The 17,145-nt window shown below is 59.1% G+C and carries 10 protein-coding genes; 1 reads left to right on the forward strand and 9 read right to left on the reverse strand.

All coding sequences use genetic code 11. The features are described from left to right. Positions 1 to 3: 3 nt before the first annotated feature. The 9 genes from xylB to BLV67_RS19955 all read right to left on the reverse strand — a co-directional run bounded on the left by xylB (position 4) and on the right by BLV67_RS19955 (position 16,290). The gene (gene xylB, locus BLV67_RS19915) at positions 4 to 1,485 is read right to left on the reverse strand and encodes a xylulokinase (protein ID WP_069788837.1); all 1,482 of its coding nucleotides are present in this window, start codon (positions 1,483 to 1,485) and stop codon (positions 4 to 6) included. Between the two features lie 148 nt (positions 1,486 to 1,633). Then, positions 1,634 to 3,115, reverse strand: a complete 1,482-nt coding sequence (locus BLV67_RS19920) for a mannitol dehydrogenase family protein (RefSeq protein ID WP_069788868.1) — start codon at positions 3,113 to 3,115, stop codon at positions 1,634 to 1,636. 16 nt (positions 3,116 to 3,131) lie between these two features. Next, positions 3,132 to 4,235 carry an ABC transporter ATP-binding protein gene (locus BLV67_RS19925; RefSeq protein WP_065931667.1) on the reverse strand — a complete coding sequence of 368 codons (1,104 nt, stop codon included), beginning with the start codon at positions 4,233 to 4,235 and terminating at the stop codon, positions 3,132 to 3,134. Between the two features lie 22 nt (positions 4,236 to 4,257). Beyond that, positions 4,258 to 5,088, reverse strand: a complete 831-nt coding sequence (locus BLV67_RS19930) for a carbohydrate ABC transporter permease (protein ID WP_056859282.1) — start codon at positions 5,086 to 5,088, stop codon at positions 4,258 to 4,260. 10 nt (positions 5,089 to 5,098) lie between these two features. Then, the gene (locus tag BLV67_RS19935; protein WP_056859283.1) at positions 5,099 to 5,989 is read right to left on the reverse strand and encodes a carbohydrate ABC transporter permease; all 891 of its coding nucleotides are present in this window, start codon (positions 5,987 to 5,989) and stop codon (positions 5,099 to 5,101) included. A 162-nt stretch (positions 5,990 to 6,151) separates the two neighbouring features. Then, positions 6,152 to 7,435 (reverse strand): ABC transporter substrate-binding protein, encoded by a 1,284-nt coding sequence (locus BLV67_RS19940; protein WP_371919087.1) that lies wholly within the window; start codon positions 7,433 to 7,435, stop codon positions 6,152 to 6,154. A gap of 298 nt (positions 7,436 to 7,733) precedes the next feature. Then, a complete protein-coding gene (locus BLV67_RS19945) occupies positions 7,734 to 13,517 on the reverse strand; it encodes a hypothetical protein (protein ID WP_069788839.1) in 5,784 nt (1,927 codons plus the stop codon). 482 nt (positions 13,518 to 13,999) lie between these two features. Beyond that, on the reverse strand, positions 14,000 to 14,929 hold the full coding sequence (locus BLV67_RS19950; protein ID WP_065931663.1) for an AraC family transcriptional regulator: 930 nt from the start codon (positions 14,927 to 14,929) through the stop codon (positions 14,000 to 14,002). 71 nt (positions 14,930 to 15,000) lie between these two features. Then, positions 15,001 to 16,290: a glycosyltransferase gene (locus BLV67_RS19955; RefSeq protein WP_069788840.1), complete on the reverse strand. Its 1,290-nt coding sequence runs from the start codon at positions 16,288 to 16,290 to the stop codon at positions 15,001 to 15,003. A 158-nt stretch (positions 16,291 to 16,448) separates the two neighbouring features. On the opposite strand from BLV67_RS19955, the gene tpx reads away from it, so the two are divergent. Beyond that, on the forward strand, positions 16,449 to 16,949 hold the full coding sequence (gene tpx, locus BLV67_RS19960) for a thiol peroxidase (protein WP_065931661.1): 501 nt from the start codon (positions 16,449 to 16,451) through the stop codon (positions 16,947 to 16,949). Positions 16,950 to 17,145: the final 196 nt, after the last annotated feature.

Below are 17,145 nucleotides of genomic sequence, written 5' to 3' on the forward strand. Positions count from 1 at the left end.
CTCTTAAAGGGTTGCCACGAGCTGCTGGTAGCGCTCGTAAGCCTGTTGATAGGCACTCACATTGGTCGCCACCGGCAGCGTGCGGCTGCTCGGGTCGACACTGACGCATTTGTCGCACAGGCTGGCCAGGGGTTCGCCGGACTGGCTCCACACCGCCTGGATTGCCGCGCCCAGGGCGGCGGCTTCGCTTTGTTCGGTACACACCACTTCGGTGTTCATGATATCGGCAACCATCTGCCGCCACACCGGGCTTTTCGAGCCACCGCCGATCAGGCGGATGCTGTGGCTTTGCAGGCCGGTCTGGCGCAGCAGGTCGAGGCCGTAGCGCAGGCCGAAGGTGGTGCCCTCAACCACCGCGCGACACAGGTTGGCGCGGGTCAGGTTGGTCATGGTCAGCCCGTGCACGCTGCCGGTGGCGTGGGGCAGGGCGGGCACGCGTTCGCCGTTGAGGAACGGCAGCATGCTCACGCCGTCGGCGCCAATCGGCGCTTGCTCAACCAGGCTGTTGAAGGTCGCAAGGTCAAGGTCGAACAGCTCGCGAATCACCCCGGTGGCGTTGGTCAGGTTCATGGTGCAGATCAACGGCAGCCAGCCACCGCTGGACGAACAGAAGGTCGCCACCGACGCTTGCGGGCTGACATTCGGCTGATCGGCAAATGCGTAAACGGTGCCGGACGAACCCAGGCTCATGGTGATCACGCCGGGGGCGATATTGCCGGTGCCGATGGCGCCCATCATGTTGTCGCCGCCGCCGCTGGACACCTTGGCATTCGGGTTGATCCCCAGGCGTTCGGCGATGGCCGGCAGGAGGGTGCCGACAGTTTGATCGGCCGCAACCAATTGCGGCAGGGCTTTTTCCAGGCGTCCGCTCGGGTCGATGTGCGTAAGCAGCGCCACGTCCCACTCACGGCTGCGCACGTTGAAGTAGCCGGTGCCCGACGCATCGCCGTATTCCGCCACGGCGCGGCCGGTGAGCCAGTAGTTGAGGTAATCGTGGGGCAGCAGGATATGGGCGATGCGCGCGAACACGTCCGGGTGTTGTTCACGGGTCCACAGCAGTTTCGACACGGTATAGCCCGGCGCAATGGCCACGCCAAGACGTTCCAGCGAGCCGCTTTCGCCGCCCAGGTAGGCCAGCAGGCGCGCGTTCTCCTGCGCGGTTTCGGTGTCGCACCAGAGTTTGGCCGGGCGCAGCACTTCACCTTGCTCGTCCAGCAGCACCAGACCGTGCTGCTGGCCGGACACGCCGATGCCGAGGATGTCCTGGCCGTCTACACCGGCCTGTTGCAGGGCGCGGTGGGTGGCTTCGGTAAAGGCGTCCAGCCATTCCTGGGTGTGCTGTTCGCGGCGGCCATTGGCGCCGCTGATCAATGTATGCGCGGCGGCGCCCAGGCCCAGGACCTTGCCGCTGGACGCGTCGAGGACGATGGCTTTGGTGCCCTGGGTGCCGCAATCGATGCCGAGGTACAGGTTTTGCTGGGTCATGAGGATTTGCTCAGCATATTGTTGGCTTGGTAACCCGTTCAAATGTGGGAGCGGGCTTGCTCGCGAATGCGGTGTGTCAGTTAAGGATGTATCGACTGAATCACCGCATTCGCGAGCAAGCCCGCTCCCACAGGTTGATTCGGTTTCGTCAGTTGATCTTGGCGAGCAGGCCTTCCAGAGTCTTTGTTACGCCATTATCTCGAAGGCTTTGATAGCAACGCTCAAACGCTGCCACAAACTCAGCCGAGTTGGGAATAGCCTTGCCAAAAATCTCTTCCACACCCAGCAGGCGCTGGCTGATCAGCGCGTCGTCACTCACCAGCCCCTGGCAGAACTCGGCGCGTGGGTCGGGGATCTTGTAAGTCACGCCGTTTTCATCAACGCCTTTGAGGTACAGCGCCCAGGCGGCGACAACCAACGCCGCGCGCTCGGTTTCACGCCCATCGGCAATCAAGCGATTGATGGTTGGTACGGTGAACTTGGGAAACTTCGACGAGCCATCGGAGCACACACGCTCCAACTGGTCGGCAATCGCCTGGTTGGAAAAACGGTCCACCAGCGTCTGCTTGTAGTGGGTCAAATCAATGCCCGGTACCGGCGCCAGGTTTGGGGTCACGTCCAGGTCCATGTACGCGCGCATGTAGGCGACGAACACCGGGTCGTTCATGGTGTCGTGTACAAACCGGTAACCCTTGAGAAACCCCAGGTAGGTCAGGGCCAGGTGGCTGCCGTTGAGCAGGCCGATCTTCATCTCTTCGTAAGGCGTGACGTCATCGGTGAACTGCACCCCGACGCTTTCCCAGGCCGGGCGGCCGTTAACGAATTTGTCTTCCAGCACCCATTGCACAAACGGCTCGCACACCACCGGCCAGGCGTCGTCGATGCCGTGTTCGTCGTGCAGTTGCAGGCGGTGGGCGCTGCTGGTCATCGGTGTGATGCGGTCGACCATGGCATTCGGGAAGCTCACGTTGGCCTTGATCCAGTCGTGCAGTTCGGCGTTGTGCAGGGCGGCAAATGCCAGCAGTGCCTTGCGCGTGACGGCGCCGTTGTGCGGCAGGTTATCGCAGGACATCACGGTAAACGCCGGGGTGCCGGCGGCGCGACGCTGGGTCAGTGCGGCGCAGATAAACCCGAACACGGTTTTCGGGGCATTGGGATGCGCCAGGTCGTGCTGGATCTGCGGCAGGTGCGCCATGAACTCGCCGTTACTGTCGTCAATGCAGTAGCCGCCTTCGGTGATGGTCAGCGAAACGATGCGAATCTGCGGGCTGGCCAGCTTGTCGATCAGCGCCTGGGCGCCGTCTTCGGCCAGCAGCATGTCGCTGATCGCGCCGATCACGCGCACGTCGGTGTCGTCGGTATCGCCCAGCTCATACAGGGTGAACAGGTAGTCCTGGCCGGCCAGGTCGTCGCGGGCCTTGCGGTCCTCGCTGCGCAGGCCAACGCCGCAGATGCTCCAGTCCAGGCCAACGCCGGTATTCATCAGCGCGTCGGTGTAATACGCCTGGTGCGCGCGGTGGAAACCGCCGACGCCGATATGCGCGATGCCCTGGGTGGTGCTGGCAATCGCATAGGCGGGAATTTTCACGTGCGGCGCCAATTGGGTGAGGTTCTGTTTATTCAGTTTCATCACAAGTCTCGCGAAATCAGGCGGCAGCGCGCAGTGGACGAGCCACGGCCACGCCATCGGTGTCGAACAGATGGCAGTGCGCCGGGTCCAGGTGCAACTGCAGGGTTTCGCCGTATTGGCTGGCCATGTCGCCACGGATGCGCAGGGTCAGCGGCTCGCCGCTGGCGGTGATGACGTGGCAGAAAGTGTCGCTGCCCAGGCGCTCGCCGACGTCGGCGGTGACGGTCAGCGTGGTTTGGCCAGGCGAGGCAATTTCCAGGTGTTCCGGGCGAATACCCAGGGTCACCGCGCTGCCCACGCTCAGGCTGGCGCCGCTCATTGGCAGGCTGATCAGCATGCCGGCGTCCAGTTGCACGTCGCAGCTTTGACCCTCGACACGGGTCACCTTGCCCTTGAGGAACCCCATTTTCGGCGTGCCCAGAAAGCCCGCCACAAACAGGTTGGCCGGCTGGTGGTACAGCTCCAGCGGCGAGCCGACCTGCTCAACGCGGCCGCTGTTGAGGACCACCACCTTGTCGGCCAGGGTCATGGCCTCGACCTGGTCGTGGGTCACGTAAATCATGGTCGCTTGCAGTTCTTTATGCAGGCGCGAGAGTTCCAGGCGCATCTGCACGCGCAGGGCGGCGTCGAGGTTGGACAGCGGTTCGTCGAACAGGAAAATCTTCGGGTTACGCACGATTGCACGGCCGATCGCCACGCGCTGACGCTGGCCACCGGACAGTTGCTTGGGCTTGCGCTCCAGCAACGGGCCAAGTTCGAGAATACGCGCCGCTTCGCTGACTTTGCTTTCCACCAGCTTCTTGTCGACACCCGCCAGGTCCAGGGCAAACGACATGTTTTTGCGCACGCTCATGTGCGGGTACAGCGCGTAAGTCTGGAACACCATGGCCAAATCGCGCTTGGCCGGGGTGACTTCGGTGATATCGCGGCCATCGAGTTCGATGGTGCCTTCGGTGACTTCCTCAAGGCCTGCGATCAAACGCAGCAGGGTGGATTTACCGCAGCCCGACGGACCGACGAACACCACGAACTCCTTGTCGTTCACTTCGAGATCAATGCCCTTGATGATCGAGAAACCTTCGAAGCCTTTTTGCAAATTCTTGATTTTCAGGTTGGCCATGATGGGCCTCCGCTTGGAATTATTATTTAACTGCGCCGAAGGACAGGCCACGCACCAGCTGTTTCTGGCTGATCCAGCCAAAGATCAGGATCGGCGCACAGGCGAGGGTCGAAACGGCGGACAATTTGGCCCAGAACAAGCCTTCGGGGCTGGAGTAAGAGGCGATCAGCGCGGTCAACGGCGCGGCGTTCGAGGAGGTCAGGTTCAGCGACCAGAACGCCTCGTTCCAGCACAGGATCAGCGACAGCAGCACAGTGGAGGCCAGGCCGCCCTTGGCGATCGGCAGCAGCACGCGGACCATTTCCTGCCACAGGGTGGCGCCGTCCAGGCGTGCGGCTTCGAGGATATCCTTGGGGATGTCCTTGAAGTAGGTGTACACCATCCACACCACAATCGGCAGGTTGATCAGGGTGTAGATGATGATCAGCGCAATGCGCGTATCCAGCAGGCCAAGGCTCTTGGCCAGCAGGTAGATCGGCATCAATACGCCCACAGGCGGCAGCATCTTGGTCGACAGCATCCACAGCAAGGTGCCCTTGGTGCGTTTGGTTTCGTAGAACGCCATGGAGTAGGCGGCCGGCACCGAGATCAGTAGGCACAGGGCGGTGGCGCTGAACGAGATCACCACCGAGTTCCAGGCGTAGGCGAAGTAGTTGCTGCGCTCGTTGATGTGCAGGTAGTTCTCCAGCGTCGGCGTGAAGATGAACTGCGGCGGTGTGGCGAACGCGTCGATTTCGGTCTTGAAGCTGGTCAGCACCATCCAGAAGATCGGGAAGAAGATCAGGATCGCGATGGCCCAGGCCAACGTGCCGAGCAACAGGCTTTGCAGGCGGCGGGATTGTTGAAGCGTCATGGCGCGGCCCTCAAGGCTTGTCAGTCAGGTTTTTGCCGATCATCCGCACCAGGATGATCGCCGCGATATTGGCGATGACCACGGCAATCAAGCCGCCGGCCGAGGCCATGCCCACGTCGAACTGCACCAGCGCCTGGTTGTAGATCAGGTAGGCGAGGTTGGTCGAGGCGTAGCCGGGCCCACCGTTGGTGGTGGTGAAGATTTCGGCGAATACCGAGAGCAAAAAGATCGTTTCGATCATCACCACCACGGCAATCGGGCGCGCCAGGTGCGGCAGGGTCAGGTGCCAGAAGATCGCGATGGCGCCGGCACCGTCCAGGCGTGCGGCTTCTTTTTGTTCCTGGTCGAGGGACTGCATGGCGGTCATCAGCAGCAGGATGGCGAAGGGCAGCCACTGCCACGACACAATGATGATGATCGACAGCAATGGGTAGTGCGCTAGCCAGTCCACCGGCTCGGCGCCGAACAGCTTCCACACGGCGGCGAGAATCCCCGATACCGGGTGGAAAATCAGGTTCTTCCAGATCAGCGCACCGACGGTGGGCATGATGAAGAACGGCGAGATCAGCATCACCCGCACAATGCCGCGGCCAAAGAACTCACTGGCCTCCAGCAACGCACTGATCAACACGCCGAACACCACGCTGATCAGCAGCACGCTGCCCACCAGCAGCAGGGTATTGGTGGCGCCGGGCAGGAAGCCTGAGTCGGTGATGAAGTAGGTGAAGTTCTCCAGCCCCACGAATTGGTTTTCGCCAGGGTAGAGCAGGTTGTAGCGGATCAGCGAAAAGTACAGGGTCATGCCCAGCGGCACGATCATCCACAGCAGCAGCATCGCCACCGAGGGGCTGACAAGGAACCAGCCGGGGTTGGCCAGGCGGTTTTTGGGTGTTGTATTCATTAGGATCAAGACCAGTCGGGTGCATGCAAAACTAGAATCGGAGCGCGCTCAACGTGGGAGCTGGCTTGCCTGCGATGGCATCACATCGGTCTGGCTGACAGACCGAGTCGCCCGCATCGCAGGCAAGCTCCCACACAAAGCATTTATCGCAATGATGCTGAGTTATTTGGGATAACCCGCCCGCTTCATCTCGCGCTCGGTGGTGGTCTGCGCGGCGGTCAAGGCTTGGTCCACCGTTTGCTGACCGGTCAGCGCGCCCGAGAAGAACTTGCCGACCTGGGTACCGATCGCCTGGAATTCAGGAATGGTCACCAACTGGATACCGATATACGGCACCGGCTTGAGGGTCGGTTTGGTCGGGTCGGCGACTTTCAGCGATTCGAGGGTCACCTTGGCGAACGGCGCGGCTTTGAGGTACTCGTCGCTGTAGGTCGATTTGCGCGTACCAGGCGGCACATTGGCGATGCCATCGGTCTTGGCAACCAGCTCGCCGTATTCCTTGGACGTTGCCCAGGTGGTGAACACCTTGGCGGCGTCCTTGGCTTTGGAACTGGTCGGGATCGCCAGGCTCCAGGAGTACAGCCACGAGGTGCCTTTGTCGGTCTTCTCGTGGGGCGCGAAGGTGAAGCCGACGTTGTCAGCGACCTTGCTCTGAGACTTGTCGGTGACGAACGAACCGGCCACGCTGGCGTCCACCCAGATCGCGCACTTGCCGCTGTTGAACAGCGCGAGGTTTTCGTTGAAACCGTTGCTGGAAGCACCCGGCGGGCCGGATTTCTTCATGTTGTCGACGTAGAAGTTCAACGCGTCCTTCCATTCCGGGCCGTTGAATTCAGGCTGCCATTTTTCATCGAACCAGCGTGCGCCGTAGCCGTTGGCCAGAGTGGTGATCAGCGCCATGTTCTCACCCCAACCGGCTTTGCCACGCAGGCACAGGCCGTACTGCTCTTTGCTCTTGTCGGTGAGTTTGGCGGCGAATTCGCCGATCTGGGTCCAGGTCGGGTGCTCGGGCATGCTCAGCCCGGCGCCCTTGAACAGGTCGGTGCGGTAGTAGGTGATCGAGCTTTCGGCGTAGAACGGCAGGGCATACAGCGAGCCTTTGACCGACAAGCCGTCACGCACCGAAGGGAACACGTCGTCGAGGTCGTAGGACGCCGGCAGGTCTTTCATCGGCTCCAACCACCCCTTGGCACCCCACAGTGCAGCTTCGTACATGCCGATGGTCAACACGTCGAACTGGCCGCCCTGGGTGGCGATGTCGGTGGTCAGGCGTTGGCGCAGCACGTTTTCTTCAAGCACCACCCAGTTCAGCTTGATGTCCGGGTGCTCGGTCTCGAAGGTTTTCGAGAGCTTTTGCATGCGGATCATGTCGCTGTTGTTGACGGTGGCAATGGTCAGGGTTTGCGCGCCAAAGCTGACGGCGCTGAGGGTCATGCAGGTAGTCATGCAGGTGGAGACAAGCAGTGCTTTTGCTGTGAACTTCATCGCGCACTCCATTTCCGCGCCCAGGGGGCTACAGAAGGACAGTTATTGTTGTTGTGTCTTCCGACAAGATGTCAGGAAGAGTGTGCGGTGATTACAGCCTTCAATTGGGGTTATGACAAATCCTTGGGCGCACTGGGGCTGATACTTTTTTGCACTGGTCGCTGAGGCGGCTCATACGGTTTCTCCAGGGTTGGGCAAACGCACGGCCGCACAGTTGCCGTGCGGCCTGCTCAGAAATCCCGTGGCTGGGATGTTTGAATCAATGAACTTTCATTTCCACTTGAATCGTGGCGGGAGGTTTGCTTTTGGTGTACAGGTGGTTTTTCGATAAGTGCGTCAACATTTTATCGGCTCGGGCGCTTGTCTTATTTAAAACGCTTTGCCACAAATCAACCGTGATGGATCCTTCTTTGAACTCACGCTCCCAGTTAATTTTCTCCCCGGCCCGGTAAACATTTTTTGACAGCAACACGAGCGTATGATTGCTGCCTGGGATTTGCACCATATAGGTTCGGTAGCCACTCTCTTTGGCTGACGCCTTGATCGTATCTGCGGCATACGCCGCCATCTCGGCACACTGTCCGAATATTTTTCCGTTTGCGTCCCTTTCCGCGCCCACTCGTCGGGCCAATCGGGTTTGAAACGTCTCACTGCGCACTGCGCCATAATTATCCAGTCCCAGCTCCTTGCGCAGTTCGTCGCGTCTTCTCCTCACGGCCTGGTGGTTGCCATCATATTTGTATTGAGTAACCCCGTTTTCATTAGCGGTGGGGACGTCGGTAATAGCGATCTCTTCGAAGTGCGGTTGAAGTGCTTGTTGAACCTCGTCCATGACGACACGTGCCTTATCTCCCTTAGGCGCTTGCAGTGTGCGCCACAGGGACAAATCATTGAGGTTGGCCACCTTGCCCTCACTGACCAGCTGTGTGGGACGAAGTGTTTTAGGGCCAGGTTGTTGGCGCGCTCTGAGGGTGTCCCGGTACTCATTGATCATCGGTTTTTCAGCGGACGTGCATTTTTTGAATACGATCTCGTTTGGCTGCGGAGTCTCCAGCCTTGTGTAATAGAACTCGGCGGTGTCGGCCTCGATTACCAAGTATTTAGCGGCGCTGCCCTGGGGGTCTTTGACGACAATGCCTCTGAGTTCCCGCGTGTCGTCACACAGATCACTGATGCGGTTGAGTTTGACGACACGCGATTCTGCTTCTAACAGGTTGTCCGGGTTCAAGTTATAAAAACCAAACCCAGCGTCGTTCTTGAGGCTGGCGCTTATCTCCTGTTTATAGATGATAGGTTTTTGATCGGTCACGGGCTCCAAGCGAAGCCCCGTGTCGTGTTCAACCCAACGGTAACGGCGGCGCTGGAAAACAGTGAATCTGTCCTTCTCCAGAAGTTGGGGTACTGAAGGGAACAGGCGCACGTGTTCAAGCGCTTGAAGTTCCTGAGCGGCCAGGTCGTCAACGTTGTTGAGCACTTTGGAAAAACAGGTCGTATCGACCACGCGTTTAGTCCTGCCCGCCGAGATAGAAGGGGCAGGGCAGATGCCTTCAAAGCCCTCCAAAGGTTTAAAGTGCTCGGCTGATTCCAGATCAGTCATTACCCCCGGGTTGCGAGTGTCGTAGCGGTACACGCGTTCGCCTTCGACCAGGTCAAAACCATGAGTGCGGGGCACTGTGTAAGCGTTGGCGGATACCGGTTTCTCCGTCACCAGTGCGTGGCTGCCGTCCGCCAGGGCTTCTTGATGCAAGACGTAAGAGGTATCGGGCACAAAGCTCACCAGAGGCGGGCCATAAGCTGCCTCGGTCGTAACGTCATACGCGTACCAATGACCGTCTTGGCGTACTGCGCTGATATTGGCTTGCTCAGTGCCGCCGTAACTTATTGTGCCATCAGCCCGGTTGGCCGCCGAAGCAAATGTGCCCGCATTGCGTTCGGCTGAAGGGGCAATTTGCGTGCGCCCGAACGAGCTTAACGACTCCGAGACGCTGGAGGCAGTCAGGTCGGTGAACGCGATATTTTCAACCTCTTTAACCCCGAACTTATCGATCAAACCGGCGGCGATCTTTGAACCTGCCCAGCCCGCACCTGTTTTTGCCAATGTCCATAGTTTGCCCAGGCCCTCGGTGGCGACGTACATCACAATATCAACGCCCAGGTCCCACACCGCCTGCGCATACTTGCCCTGGAAAACATCCAGCACACTGGAGCCTCCCGGGAGGGCGCGTAAAATGCCTTCGAAGGCGTCAATAGGTTCCACGCTGTTTTCAACTCTGTTCGCACGCCGGTTCAAATGCGTTGCGACAAAACTGGTTTTGTTCAAGTAGATCGAGTCCACCAGCAACTTAGACAAATACTGGGTTCTTTGACTGTCGTAGTTGGAGGTCTCATGGGTTGCGCTGAACGCAACCAAGAGCTGCCTGATACCGGTTGTTGGGTCGTCATTCGGGATAACGAAGTCGGTTTCGTCGATCCGGGTCAATACGACGTTGGATCGGGTTCCGGGCTTCGGCTCTGCGCCGTTATTGAACGCCGTTGCGTCGAGGGTTTGCAGGCCGGAAGTGCCGTCAGGGATCGTTGGGTCGATAGCGGGGATTTTTACTATTTTTCCAATGGCCGGGTAGATCGCAAAGGCTCTGTCAACGCCCTGGTAATTTGTCGTTAATACGATGCCATTGCCGGCGCCTTTGACTTGATAAACTTTCACCGATCCGTTGACGAGACTCTCGCGATCAGCAAGAGGCAGCTTGCTCAGCATCCCCTTGAACAGTGTGACGGTGTGTCGTCTGCGCAGCGTGTAGTCTTGTTCAATGGCTTGGTTGAACTGGGCATTAATATCAGGCAACTCGCTAGCGCCGGCGCGCAGTGCCTCGGTATCCAGTCCCGGACGCGATGACGTCCAGCGTTCTCCAAGGCGCCCGGCCTCGTAGGCTTCAACGATGCTTGCATTGACACCCGAAAACAGCCCGCCTCCCACCGATTCCCAAAGATCAGCGCGTTCGTAGTCGATATGGTTACCAAATTTTTCTCGCAACGCCTTTAGAGCCATGCTCCTTCTGGTGGGCGCCTCCGGCCCGCGCAGGAAGTTGATTGCCTCGGACGTCTCCTTGATCTGTTGGTCCAGTTTTTCCTGGCTCAATCTGTGCTGCTCAGGAGTGTAGGGAGCGGTGTCACTTTGGATTTCGTGATTGTTGGCAATTGCCCAGTCTCTGACTGGATTGACCTGGGCCAAGGCCTCCAGTCGGGCTTCAGTGGCTGAAATGGGCCTTATCTTGTGAAAGTTCATCACTTGCTGGAAGGTCATATTTGCGCTGGCGCCGGGGGCTATCCATTCAACCCGGTTGACGGCAGTGGCAAAGGCGACCCACTCAGTGGAACTGAAGCAGGCCATTGATGGCATCTCTTTTACCAGCAGGGCAGGGGCCGTCCCCGCCATCAATAATTGGGCAACTGCCGGCACAAGGTTGGGCGCAATGTTGCGCTCTGAAGCCAAGTGCTGGTTGAAGCGTTCACGAATCTCACCCGGCTCAAGCCCCCAGTTGGCCGATTGCATGAAATCAAAACCCGCAACGCTATTGCGCATCGTGCCGGCGGCCGGGTCGAGTTCCAGCACCAGCACGGTCAACAGCCATTGTTGAAGGCTGGTAGCGGTTGGCGCACCCTTCATCTGGGTTTGCAGGCTGGCCGCTAACGCCAGGGCTTTATCCGTGGAGAGCAGTTGTTGCAACGCGGTTGCCGGATCACTACTGAGGTTGGGGACCGCTGTGCCTAGATAGTCGAGCAGGCTTTTCTCGGCGCCAATGAGTGTTTTTACCTGCTCCACTACTGCGCTGCGTTGCGCAGTGCTCAGCGACAGCGGCGTCGACAGAAACCCCCAGTGATTGCCCAGCGGTGGCGACCGTGGGACTGGCGTCTGCAACGCCGCCAGTAGATTGTCGTTATCGGCTTTCGACTGCGTGGTGTACCAGCCATTGTCCGCGATAAATTGCTGAACCGTCGTGACGCTTTTAGGCTGATGCGATGAGTCGGGAGAGACTACAAAGCGCGCGCTGTCGTCGACTTTGCCTTGCTTCAACAGATTGATTAACGCATACCGATCATTGCTGTTACCCAGCGCGGTACGCTGACTTCGCAGCCGCGCCACTGTGACTTGCGCAGGTTCCGATCGCTCCGGCAAGTGCTGGGTGCGGCCTATCAGTTCCAACTGCCGGGCAAATTTTTCGCTGCTGGGGTCGGTGCTGATACCGTAGAAATTGCAGAGCCATTCGAACGGTACGCTGCTGGCGGTGCCATATTTGAGTTCGACGGGCTTTGTGCCGGCAGCGAATGGCGCTGCGGCAGCGTTTACAGGGTTCATTACGTCGAAATGCTCAGGAAACTGTTTGGCAAAGTCGGTTTCTCTCGTCCGCAGATCGGCCGCATCTTTTGGCGCAACCCAAGTTGTGTCGGTACCGACGAGGTTGTTCTGCTGGCGCCAATCGCTATAACCCCGTGCGTTCAGGGCGTCGCCCAAGTAAGCCAGTGATTGACCGAACAGGCTGTTGGCCGGGATCGAGTCAATCATCGTTGCCGTGGCCTTGGCTGGGTCAGCCTTGATCTGCAGCATCACTCGATGCACGGCGATGGCCAGGTCGTGTTCGGCCTTGGCCAACACATCAGCGGGTGACTGTTGGCTTTCCTCCGTGGCGTTGTTTGTGTTGGCTCGCACGGCGGCGGCGAGGGTTTCAAGGGGCGAGGGGGGAATGGTTGTGCCGGCCAGTTGCTGTATTACCGCCTGCTGGCGCTGCTGTATGGCATTGGCTTGGTCGGTGTCGGCCAATGCTTTGAAGTTGTTGTTTTGGTTGATCTCGACCACCCGGCCGAGTGTGGCCGCAAGTTGGCGTTGCTCCCACCTCGGTTTACGACTGTCCTCTTGGTGAGGCGGCGCTTCGTTGTAGAACGCCATTACTTCAAACAGTGTCGCGCGGGTGCCGGTGGGGTAAGTCACGTCCGAGTCAGACCCGGCGGCCATCTGTTGAACGGCTGGCTTAATCTCGACCCAGGCATCGGCCCAGCCTGACACATCGTTGACGGTGAACGTGGTGGGGACACCCTTCACTTCACCTGTCAGTGCACCGCTGACAGGGTTGATGCGCACGCTGCCGGGGTCCAAATCGTTGTCTTTCGCAAAGGTTTTGAACGCATTGCCGTTGAGTGCATTCAAGAGATGTTTGCGCACTTGGCTGAAGGTTGAATACTCAGGAATATCTTCCAGAATGACTGAGGTTTCATATTGGGTCGTTTCCGGAACCAGTTTCATCAACCCCTGGCTGACGAGCTGCGCCAGCGCACGATCCGCTTGCTTAACCTGCTGTTGCGCGGTGAGCGGGGCGAACGGCTCAAGCGTCTGCCGTAGTGCGTGTGTCGGCAGATCCACGATCCGTTGGCTCGCCTCCCGCTGTCGCTGCTTGATGGGCGCATCCAGCGGGTCGGTGCTGCTTAACGCAGCGAACTTGCCGTCGCGCAACAGTTGCCCGGCCATCGACAGAGTGTCGTTACTGCCGATCGAGCCCAGTTGCATACCGTAGAAACCAGCGATGTCGCTGGCGGATGCCTGCGCTCGACCGTAGAACGCAATGTCTGAATAACGCATGCCTGCCAGTTTTTTTGCGGCGGCCAATACGGCGCCTGAGACCGCAGACCATTCAGGGTCATTGGGGGAGAAGTAACTGACTAAGGCGCCATCAACCTTCTCGGTCAGGGCGCCGTCGACGCCAATGATCAGGTTCGAAGTCTCAATCAACTTGGCTTCGGCAAACGATTTGAACGGTTGCGATTCGAGCGCGTCAGCCAGCGCAGACCACGCCTGGCCGAAGGTTGAGTGCGGTGGGACGACAACCTTGTCCGGCTCCTCGCTTGAGCGACGGGTCTCTCTGGCGAGCCGTTGGCGGATAATGCTGTTGGCAACGCCGATGGCCAGTTGCTGGTCGCCTTGTTCAACCAACGCGTCGGCGAACTGGCGGGTTGACGCCAAGCGTGAAGGCGGTGTGGCGTTGGGGTTCTGCAAGTCTCGGCGTATGCGCGCGGCAACAGGGCGAGTGTTCGATGGGCCGGGTGGTGGGTTGTCGAGGGCCTCCTGAGTCGGCTGAGGGTGGCGGGTTAGCGGTTTGACTGGCTCGACGGGTAGTAGCGGGGCGCTTTGAGTGGGTGAAGGCTGAACGTTGATCATAGAGTTACCCTTTGTGCGTCAGAAAAGCACCAGCCAATGCCTAAAGTAGCGGCGATGCCTTCGCTGAGTGACAGTGGGTCCTACAAGGTTCCTGCTGCGCGTTGCGGTTTCACCGGTACTTTGTGTTCCGGGTGTTTCGCGCCCAACAGAATCAAGCCAGGTTCTGTTCCGTAAGGAGACAGTGCATCCAGCCTATGACGTGTAGCTTTTTGGTCGTACACAGGAGGGCGTTACGCCCCATTTATATTGCGGGATATGCTGGTGGCGGGCGTGAGAGCATTCATCGCTGATCGCCAGGGCACCTCAGGCTTGCGGTCTTTTTAACTGAAGTGCGAGGCGTCTACCGGCATCAGGTTCTGCTCCGTCAACCGCTGCATCGCCAACCGTCGATAGTGGGAAGGGGTCATGCCCTTGAGTTGCTGAAAGCGCCGGTTGAAGTTGGAGATATTGTTAAAGCCTGACTCAAAACACACATCGGTGACGGCCTTGTCACCGTCCGCGAGCAATTCGCAGGACTTGCTGATGCGCAGCCGGTTGACGAATTCGATGAAGGTGCGCCCGGTGGCCTGCTTGAACACCCGGGAAAAGTACGTTGGCTTCATCCCCAGGTGTTCCGCGACTTCCTCCAAAGGCAACTCCCGCGCGTAGTGGGCAAAGATATAGTCCACCGCGCGGTTGGTGCGGTCGATGCTGTGCTCGTCGGCCAGTTGCGGCGTGGTCACGCCGGAGAGCAACTGGTAGTCCTCGCAGGCGCTCAATACGTCCAGCAAGATGAAGAAATGCCCAAGGCGCGCCATGCCCCGGCTGTCTTCGATACGCTGCATCAGGTCCATGGCCTGGGCGATGGTTTTTTTGCAGCGAAACTCGACGCCGTACTGTGCCCGTTCAAGTAACGGCGTCAGGCTCTTGAGTTCGGCGAACAAGTGGTTGCCCTGCTCAAACAACTCATCGGTGAAGTTCACCAGCATGTCGCGCTTGGGGACCACCTCGTCCTCTTCCACCTGGCTGATCCAGTTGTGGGGCAGGTTGGGGCCGGTGAGGAACAGGCTTTCGGGATAGAAGTTGCCGATGTAGTCGCCGATAAACACCTTGCCGGCGCTGGCCACGATCAGGTGCAGCTCGTATTCCTTGTGGAAGTGCCAGCGCACCAGCGGGCAGGGGAAGCCGTGCTGGCGATAGATGATGGACAGACCGTTGTGATCGTCCATCAACTCGTAGGAAGGGTCGGTGATGCGCATTGCTCGGGTCATGCTGCCGTCGCTTTATTGTGGTTGCTGCACAGGATAATGCCCCCTTGTGCGCAACCTCGCCAGCGCCAACCTTATAGGCTGCGGTTTTTTGCCTCGATCCACTGCGACATGTACTGGGTGCTTTTATGCGCATGGTGGCGCAGCATGCTGCCGGTGAAGTTATCCCGGCGATGGGCAGCGAGTCGGCTGCGGCAGCGTTGCAGGCAGTCTACAAGTGCCGGGCCGTGGAAGGTCTGGTCGTAGCGTCGGGCGAGCAACCGGCGGCCCGCCTCCTGGGCCTGTGTCCAGCGTTCGTGGTCTTGATACAGCGCCACGGCCGCCGCCGCCAGTGCCGGCGCACTCTGTTCGATCATGCCCGGCCACGGCTGTTCGTCCCCCATGGCCTCGGCGCCTATCGGCGTGGTGATATTCGGCGTGCCGCAGAGCATGGCGTCCATCAGTTTGCCCTTGATCCCGGCGCCGAAGCGTATGGGCGCCAGGCAGATACGTGCGGCTGTCATCACTTGCAGGGCATCTTCGGCCCAGTTCATCACATGAAAACCCTGCGCAGGGTTGTGCAGGGCGGTGGCCTTGGGCGGCGTGTAGGCGCCGTAGACATGCAGCTGTGCGCCCGGCAGTTGCTGGCGGATCAACGGCCACACGCTGTTCTTCATCCACAGCACCGCATCCCAATTGGGCGCGTGACGGAAATTGCCGATGCTGAGAAAGTGCGCGCGGTCTTCAAACGGCGCAAAGGCTTCGGTCGGCGGCTCCAGCATTAACGGGCACCAGTGGAGCAGGGCGGCCGGCACCTTGAAGTGCTCGGTGAGCAGGCGGATTTCCACATCGGAAATCATCAGGCTGATATCACAGCGGTAAATGGCGGCGATCTCGCGCTTGGCGAGGTCGGTGTCGGCCATCCATTGGAACTCCTCCTGCAAGGCCGGCTTGAACAGTGCGCTGAAATCGTCGCTGTCGGGGTGGGCCTTGAGATGGGCCTTGAAACGCTGATGGCGCGCATCGCGCAGGCTTTGCAAATCGGAGCTTTCCAGCACGCGCAAGGCATCGGGGCAGCATTGCTCCACGCGCCAGCCGAACTGCTCTTCCATCATGAAACGGTCGAACAGCACGATGTCCGGGGCTAACGCGCGGATAAAATCGTCGAAACTGCTGTTGTTGAGCTCAATGGCGCACTCGCTGATGCCCAAGGCAGGCAAGTCGGCCTTGTGTTCGCCAATGGTCGCCGGGCTGCTGAAGGTAATGTCCCAACCCTGGTCCAGAAAGCTTTGCAGAATCTGCATCATATGCCCGCTGGCGGCGGAGGAGCGGGGTTCCGGCCAGACATAACCAATGACCAGGACTTTGGTGGCGGGCTGATTCATCTAAAGCGGATCCTTGAAGGGCGGGCAAAAAACGCGCAATTAAACCACACCTGTGCGGCATGACAATTTGTGTCTGGAGGTAGGTAGCCACCTCAGTTTGTGGTTAACTTCGGCCTCTCGAATTCGTTAAACCAAAACCCAGCATAAGGATTCCGTTCATGGCCCAAGTCACCCTTCGTGGTAACCCTGTCCAGGTTGAAGGCGAATTGCCGAAAACCGGTGCCACCGCTCCAGCGTTCAGCCTTGTCGCTGTAGACCTGTCGGAAGCGACCCTGGAAACATTCGCCGGCAAGCGCAAAGTGCTGAACATCTTCCCAAGCGTCGACACCCCGACCTGCGCCACTTCGGTACGCAAGTTCAACGCCCAGGCCAACGATTTGAGCAACACCGTTGTACTGTGCATCTCCTCTGACCTGCCGTTTGCCCAGAAGCGCTTCTGCGGCACCGAAGGCCTGGACAACGTGCTGAGCCTGTCGGACTTTCGCAACGCCGACTTCGCCGTAGACTACGGCGTGTCCGTGGCCGACGGCCCGCTGCAAGGCCTGACCGCCCGTGCCGTGGTGGTACTGGACGAAAACAACAACGTGCTGCACAGCGAACTGGTGCCTGAAATCGGCCAGGAGCCAAACTACGAAGCAGCCCTGGCTGTTTTGAAGTAACTGTTTCGGCGCATTACTGTCATTTTGCAGTAGCACGCTTGCGGCAAGATTGCGGCCTGGCCTAGTCCAGGCCGTTTTTATTTGCGCTTCAGACGTTTAGCGAAATAGCCCGCGGACTAAGGTCAACCGTTAAAAGTTGTAATCCAAGGTAAATAGCCGGTAAAGGCGCTTTTCTTAATGCGCCCCAGTGCTTATC

Source organism: Pseudomonas salomonii (assembly GCF_900107155.1).
Classification (GTDB): domain Bacteria; phylum Pseudomonadota; class Gammaproteobacteria; order Pseudomonadales; family Pseudomonadaceae; genus Aquipseudomonas; species Aquipseudomonas salomonii.

What these genes read in the sequence shown, in the direction of transcription:
- BLV67_RS19930 (WP_056859282.1), bottom strand. Translation starts at nt 5,088, where the DNA reads ATGACGCTTCAACAATCCCGCCGCCTGCAAAGCCTGTTGCTCGGCACG.
- BLV67_RS19940 (WP_371919087.1), bottom strand. Translation starts at nt 7,435, where the DNA reads ATGACTACCTGCATGACCCTCAGCGCCGTCAGCTTTGGCGCGCAAACC.
- tpx (WP_065931661.1), top strand. Translation starts at nt 16,449, where the DNA reads ATGGCCCAAGTCACCCTTCGTGGTAACCCTGTCCAGGTTGAAGGCGAA.
- BLV67_RS19935 (WP_056859283.1), bottom strand. Translation starts at nt 5,989, where the DNA reads ATGAATACAACACCCAAAAACCGCCTGGCCAACCCCGGCTGGTTCCTT.
- BLV67_RS19950 (WP_065931663.1), bottom strand. Translation starts at nt 14,929, where the DNA reads ATGACCCGAGCAATGCGCATCACCGACCCTTCCTACGAGTTGATGGAC.
- BLV67_RS19925 (WP_065931667.1), bottom strand. Translation starts at nt 4,235, where the DNA reads ATGGCCAACCTGAAAATCAAGAATTTGCAAAAAGGCTTCGAAGGTTTC.
- xylB (WP_069788837.1), bottom strand. Translation starts at nt 1,485, where the DNA reads ATGACCCAGCAAAACCTGTACCTCGGCATCGATTGCGGCACCCAGGGC.
- BLV67_RS19955 (WP_069788840.1), bottom strand. Translation starts at nt 16,290, where the DNA reads ATGAATCAGCCCGCCACCAAAGTCCTGGTCATTGGTTATGTCTGGCCG.
- BLV67_RS19920 (WP_069788868.1), bottom strand. Translation starts at nt 3,115, where the DNA reads ATGAAACTGAATAAACAGAACCTCACCCAATTGGCGCCGCACGTGAAA.